Below are 3,908 nucleotides of genomic sequence, written 5' to 3' on the forward strand. Positions count from 1 at the left end.
GAGCAAGTCATGGATTGACACAAACAGTCAAGCTCAAGAGATATGGGCGAGAAAATACCTCATAAAAAAGAAGGCTGAGCTGACAAGCTCTGGTGATGGTCTTGTGGCATCAAACCGATGGCGAGGGCAAATGCCTGCGTTAGTCTTTTTAACGTCTCTTGAGCAAAATACAAAATGTGAGCACTCAAGTCTTCTACTGAAAAAGATGAAAGCTGCCTGGGATCAGCAGGTTCGCAAGAGCAAGGCTAAAAAGACACGTCCAGTCTATATCTCAATTAAAAGCTCTAATCAGCTGCAGCAGTTGGCTAAAGCGAATAAGCAAACCCAGGTCATGGCAATGGAAGCTTTAATTGCCAGCCATTATGCAACTCATAAAAATGAAGTAATACAAAGAAAGCACCATAAAATCCTGCAACGCAAAGAAATTAATAACTTAGAAATGCATTTGGTTAGTTTAACTGATGAGAATAAAAAACTAACATGTGAAGTAGAAGCGCAATCCATTAACATTGAGCGTCTAGAAAGCGAGCTATCTTTGAAAAAGGCTAAAGTCCGTCAACTAAATATAGAATTGACAAAAAAAGAAAAAGAATTAAAAGATTTATATGCAAAGAACACAATTAACAAACTAGAAAAATATTAGTTTAGGTTGAAACGGTTTAACCAATAGCCGATATTTTAAATGTTTGAATGCTCTTTAGTTGTAGTAACACACTCGATCTTACACATCTGCTGGTTAGTCACGACGAGGTCGTACAGTCAGCTTTGTGAGCACAAATGCTGGTCATGATCACTCTGACACGTTTCTGGACAGGAATGAGTCAGTGATATTGCTAATTTAGCAACCCATGAATTAAATCAGGTATGGCAAAAGTCACTTCTATCGGTGTCCAGTCTGGCTGGAACAGATCAATTGAGTTAGACCTCAACTTTCAGATAGCGCCTGAACTGCTGAGTGTTAAAACAATCAGCATTTAAATATGGCTTACCTTCTTCAATAAATGGTAATAATTGGAAATCCTCCCCCCCCACACAACCAATACGGCTACTGACAAAAAGAAACTCCTTGAAGTTTTCGGCTAATTCAACACCATGCCCTTCACCGTCATCGTGGCTTAGATACACTACAGGTTGTCGATCAGGATCTCTTAGATCGATTGCTAGATAATCGCCATTACCCACTTCGTGAAAGGCTAATTTGTTGTGCCAAACAATATCGTAAGGGTCATTTTCATCAGGAAAACACTCTTCTACCCAACCGTTTTTGTCTTCGTTAAACTCAACAATCCAATCAAGCGACCAGTGTCTCTCGCCACAGAATATTTGGTTTAGCTCTCCTTCAAGCTCATAATTATCTGGAAAGCACCAACGAAATTCGACTTTTCGGGAAAAGTTCAGAAGGACTTCTCTAAGTGATGATGGAATTGAAAACCCTAGTTTCTCTTCAAGAGTGAAGATGTCGTCCGTGCTAGCTGGTTCTTCAATCGTTAAAGCCTGAACCTCCCCTCCCATGCGGTTTATTGCTTCAGCAAACTTTTGCCAGTTGTTAATTACGTCTTTGTATTCCATAGTAATTCTGAGTAAGTAGCCCTAGAACTAGAGGGGGATATACTACCTATCTTTGGTTTTTATTTCTTTGAATTAAAATGCATATTTGATTTTTCTCGAATCCGTTGCGCAATGCACGGAATGGAATTGGGAGTTTTTGAGCATCGCCGTTCGACAGCCCGCTATTAGGAAATGTAAGTCAAAACTCAGTGCCATGATCTGCACTGAGTAATTACGTAAACACGGAAAGGGGCAGAACCGATTTGGGCAACCTGTCAGATCTAGTCACGTCGAGGTAACGAAACTAACAGATTGCATTCAGACTAATTCACTTTAGTAATAAAGGAACATGATAAGAACTAATCTTTTGTATTCCTTCATGTATTCCATATAATTGAAAACCAAAACCAACTCAATTAAAATCAAACACTTAATGGTCAAATTCAGATGACGCCAGCCCACCAAACGTTTGGAAAGGGCGGTAATCGAAAGATTACCGCCCTTTTTGTTTTGATATACCAACACTCACTACCTCTCAACTTCTCATCCACACAAAAAAATGTGACTCATAGTCCGTGGACCAAAAGTCTACAGGCGAAGACCATGTCGTTCATAAGCAAGCAAAAAGTAGACTGCCGTGAACGACTCAGTACTCAAACCCTTTGGGTTACACATTAAACAATTAAGAAAGGATGCTGCGTTAAGCCAAGAAGAATTTGCTGCGCGTTGTGGACTTGACCGTACCTATATCAGTGGCATTGAGCGTGGTCTGAGAAATGTCAGCCTCATCAACTTGTTTAAGTTGGCGCAGGCACTTGATGTTGCACCGGAAAAGCTTTTGGCGTTTGAGGTCGACAATGACTAACCGAGCTTTTTACGACGCAACCCTATCGGATTTTCTTCAGTCCTCCTCAGATGACATTATCGGTAAACTTACCATTAAGCATACTCAGCTATTACAGCATGAACAGACAGGGGCGTGGGAAGCACAAATTCAAATCTTGCAGCAAGCATTATCTGGTTTAACACCTCATGATGGGCACCTGTTCTTTGAGTTCCTTATCCCGCGAATGGGACGGCGCGCTGATGCGGTACTTATCTATCAAGGTATTATCTTTGTTATCGAGTTTAAAGTCGGCTCAAGCAGCTACCATTCCGCCGATCTGCGCCAAACCGTCGGCTATGCACTAGATCTGAAGAACTTCCATCGAGGCAGTCATTCACTTCCTATTGTGCCGATTCTACTGGCAACCAAAGCGAACAAAAGTTCATGGGAATTAACCCTGAATAAAGATGGCGTCGCTAAACCAATTGTCGATAACAGCCAGCAGATAGCCGGCATCATCAAGCAGTGCTCAGTTAAATTGCGAGCGAATCAAGTTGATGCCATTGAGTGGTCTAATAGCGGTTACCTCCCTACCCCAACTATCGTGGAGGCTGCACAGGCACTGTATGCCGATCACGCTGTTGAAGATATTGCGCGTAATGAAGCCGACACTCAAAACCTAGGCGTAACCAGCGACGAGTTACTCAAGCTAATCCATCAAGCCCGAATCAATAAGCAAAAAATCATTTGTTTCGTCACTGGAGTCCCCGGAGCAGGTAAAACGTTGGTCGGGCTTAATATTGCCAACACCCACTCAAACCCAAAAGATAACGAGTACTCAGTTTTTCTAAGTGGCAACGGACCATTAGTGAGTGTATTGCAAGAAGCACTCGCCATTGATAAATCTTCACGTACCGATATGAGCAAAGCGGCTGCACGCCGAGAAACGTCACAGTTTATCCAGAATATTCACCGCTTCCGTGATGAGGCCCTGGATGGCTCTGTCCCGCCAGAAAATGTCGCGATATTTGACGAAGCACAACGGGCATGGAATGCAGAGCAGACATCAAAGTTCATGCAAACCAAGCGTAATCAACCTAACTTTAATCAATCTGAGCCTGAGTTCTTGATTGAAGTGATGGACAGGCACGAAGACTGGGCAGTGATCATAGCTCTGATAGGCGGCGGGCAAGAGATCAATACTGGCGAAGCAGGGCTTGCTGGATGGCTATCTGCTTTAGAACATGGGTATTCTCATTGGCAGGTCTACTGCTCGGCAGAGTTACTCAAAGGCGAATATGTCTCAGATGGTTTGTCACTAGAAAATCTGCAAAACGCAAACAAACTGCCAAGCTTGCATTTAGCGACTTCGATGCGATCGTTCAGGGCTGAAAAGCTGTCTAGCTTTGTACACCATGTCATCGCAGGAGAATGCAAAAAAGCCTCAGAGCTAGCTAATGCGTATTCCGCTGATTCCGGACACCCATTCCGCGTTTAACCGGACGCCCTTTTCCCCAAGCTTTTCTCTACCCCT

4 protein-coding genes are annotated in these 3,908 nt (G+C 43.0%); 3 read left to right on the top strand and 1 reads right to left on the bottom strand.

All coding sequences use genetic code 11. The features are described from left to right. Positions 1-643: hypothetical protein (locus ACVA53_RS24710; protein ID WP_446506597.1), on the top strand; the 643-nt coding region annotated here is incomplete at its 5' end. Positions 644-918: 275 nt separating this feature from the next. On the opposite strand, the gene ACVA53_RS24715 is transcribed toward ACVA53_RS24710, so the two are convergent. Further along, on the bottom strand, positions 919-1,569 hold the full coding sequence (locus ACVA53_RS24715; RefSeq protein WP_446506598.1) for an SMI1/KNR4 family protein: 651 nt from the start codon (positions 1,567-1,569) through the stop codon (positions 919-921). Positions 1,570-2,185: 616 nt separating this feature from the next. On the opposite strand from ACVA53_RS24715, the gene ACVA53_RS24720 reads away from it, so the two are divergent. Next, the gene (locus tag ACVA53_RS24720; RefSeq protein WP_446506599.1) at positions 2,186-2,413 is read left to right on the top strand and encodes a helix-turn-helix domain-containing protein; all 228 of its coding nucleotides are present in this window, start codon (positions 2,186-2,188) and stop codon (positions 2,411-2,413) included. Next, positions 2,406-3,872 (top strand): DNA/RNA helicase domain-containing protein, encoded by a 1,467-nt coding sequence (locus ACVA53_RS24725; protein ID WP_446506600.1) that lies wholly within the window; start codon positions 2,406-2,408, stop codon positions 3,870-3,872. Before ACVA53_RS24720 ends, ACVA53_RS24725 begins: the two co-directional genes overlap by 8 nt. Positions 3,873-3,908: the final 36 nt, after the last annotated feature.

Source organism: Photobacterium sp. DNB23_23_1, assembly GCF_052873815.1.

Coding starts and splice junctions, on each gene's coding strand:
- ACVA53_RS24715 (WP_446506598.1), bottom strand. CDS start 1,569: ATGGAATACAAAGACGTAATTAACAACTGGCAAAAGTTTGCTGAAGCA.
- ACVA53_RS24725 (WP_446506600.1), top strand. CDS start 2,406: ATGACTAACCGAGCTTTTTACGACGCAACCCTATCGGATTTTCTTCAG.